Here is a 2,449-nt window from a genome sequence, read left to right on the forward strand (position 1 = left end):
AGGCGCTGGATACCAGGGATTCCTGAATCTCCTTATTCTGCAATATGACCAATCGTATAGGTTGCAGGCCATATGAGGTAGCTGTAAGATTAAATGCCGCTCCCAATTGTTGGACTTTAGCCTCTGCTAACACCCGGGCCGGATCAAATTTTTTAACGGCATATCGCCAATACAGAGAACCTAATGTTTCTTCCATCTTCACACATTTATTAAGTAAAAAACCAAAGTTTTACAGCCATGATAAGCACCATGCCTATTAGAAATATTTTAATATACCCATCCCCTTTGTCCACGGAAATCCGACTGGAAAACCAGGCTCCCAATCCATTGCCGAGGGCAAGGACGAGACCTACCTTCCAGATTACCTTATCGTTGAGCGCAAAAACAACAAGGGCCGCGAGGGTATAGATAAAAACCACGGCCACCTTGGTGGCATTTGTACGCACCAGGGACAGTCTGTGAACATAGTGCAGGAACAAAATGATAATAAAGCCGATACCCGCGTTGATAAAACCACCATATATCCCAATAAAGAAAAAGGCCAGCATCCCTATCCAGAGATACTTCCCGGTGATACGTTCCCCGAGCTCAGCGATCTTGACCCTGGGCTTAAAGATAATGATCAGCACAACGGCCACCATAATGATGGCAAGAATGCGGTTAAAGGTTTCCCCCTTGATGTCCACCGCTATATAGGCTCCGATAACAGAGCCGAATAAGGCGGAAATACCCAGATAGATATTAAAAGGAAAGGTGCTGACCCCCTTACTTTTGAACCCTGCCACAGCGATGGCCGTTTGCAGTACGATAGCTACCCGGTTGGTCCCGTTGGCTACTGCGGGCGGCAAGCCCAAAAAAATCAATATGGGAAGGGATATCAGGGAAGCTCCTCCCGCCACGGTATTTATAAAACCTACTACGAAGCCTACCCCAACTAAAAGCAGGTAGTGGTACCATTCTTCCATGGGGTCAAAAATACTGTATATGGTTTAAATAAACCTGTCTGCCTTCCCCTATGCTGCAAAACTATATCGCCTTAACGGTAAAGGCCCGTTAAAAGTTCGGGAAAGAACGATGCACAGGTATCCCTATGTTTGGTCTTCCCGGTATTGCGAAGGTGTCTGGGAGGTAAATTTCCTAAAGGCGCTATAGAATGTAGACTTTGAGTTAAAGCCGCATTCCAGGCCAATGGAAACAATCGTATATGGGCTATACTCCGAATCGGAGAGAAAGGTCTTGGCCTGTTCCACGCGCAGTTCATTGATAAAATCATTGAAGCTTCTGTTCCCGTAAAGGTTAATAATCCGGGAAAGATGACCACTGCTGACAAATTGTTCTTTGGCAAGTTTTTCCAGGGTCAGGTCCGGATCCAGGTATTTGCGGTTCTGAACTAAATCTTCACGGATCCGATTGAATTCTCCCAGGTGTTTTTCATGCAATCGTTCATTGGACTCCGCCTCACGAGTAGGCAGTCGCTTTGAGTCTTGCTGCAGGGACTTTCGAATAAGGATTCTGTCCTGAACAATATTATACCGGTAGAGTCCCTGGTACCCGATCCAGTAGAGCAGGAAAGAGGAGGCCAGTCTGAGGGGATGGTAGACGGAAATATCATACCCCGTAGTCGCCCTTAAATACAGGCCGAATATCCAAAGGAGCATGATGGAAAGCCCAAGGATAATAAAAGCCTTGATCCATCCGATACTGTCGAAGGTGAGGAATTTACGGTACCAGTCCTGTCGCATGAAAACCAGCTGGGCCGCCTTCAGGTAGATAAACAAACATATAGAAATATTGATGATTTCCTCAACTACATTATAGGATTCCACCCGGGCCGCCAAAGTTTCTGACCCCAGGGAACTGTTCATAAGGACCAGCACTGCCCGAATGATTACCTCAACCAGGAAAAGCCCAAGTACCCAGGGCATATAATTCCGTGTTTTTGAAAGTACCCCCAGGTAATGGCGGAAAACATTATAGAAACTGGGGAATATGAGCAAGTACCAGGGAATGACCATGCTCTTGATAAAGAAATGGTCGGAGGCGTATCCCATAACCCGAAGCCACGACTGCAAATTGTTCAGGGATATAAAGAGGACTACAAGGTTGAGGTACAATACGACCGGCCCATACTTTTTTCCAAAGAATAGGGTGATCAGGTTAAACAGAAACCCCTGGACAACTCCAGCGATCACCAAATAATTGATAAATGTGTCGACGGTCATGGTTAGGTTGACTTTTTCCCATCCCCAAATCTCCTGCTGCTTTCTAAGTTAAGAAAATATCATTCAGTTGAGGACCATTACCTGTCCGATATTATGACAGGATGTCCCGAATTCTGATCCGGACCTCCGGGATTTTGCGAAAATCATAAAACCGGAGGCCTACTTCGTTGGTTTCAAATAGTTTGTCGGTATAAAAACCCCCGAACCATAAGCTATTCCCAAAAAAA

At 45.7% G+C, this 2,449-nt stretch carries 3 protein-coding genes; all 3 read right to left on the reverse strand.

Going from position 1 to position 2,449, the window contains the following annotated elements; genetic code table 11:
* A partial coding sequence (locus WBV75_RS00250) for a nitroreductase family protein (RefSeq protein ID WP_424118662.1) occupies positions 1–196 on the reverse strand: 196 nt, incomplete at its 3' end.
* A gap of 13 nt (positions 197–209) precedes the next feature.
* Positions 210–965 carry a sulfite exporter TauE/SafE family protein gene (locus WBV75_RS00255; RefSeq protein ID WP_424118663.1) on the reverse strand — a complete coding sequence of 252 codons (756 nt, stop codon included), beginning with the start codon at positions 963–965 and terminating at the stop codon, positions 210–212.
* A gap of 123 nt (positions 966–1,088) precedes the next feature.
* Entirely contained in the window at positions 1,089–2,222 is a 1,134-nt protein-coding gene (locus tag WBV75_RS00260; protein WP_424118664.1) for a helix-turn-helix domain-containing protein, read from the reverse strand.
* Positions 2,223–2,449: the final 227 nt, after the last annotated feature.

It is taken from the genome of Robiginitalea sp. (assembly GCF_049588695.1).
Classification (GTDB): Bacteria; Bacteroidota; Bacteroidia; order Flavobacteriales; family Flavobacteriaceae; genus Robiginitalea.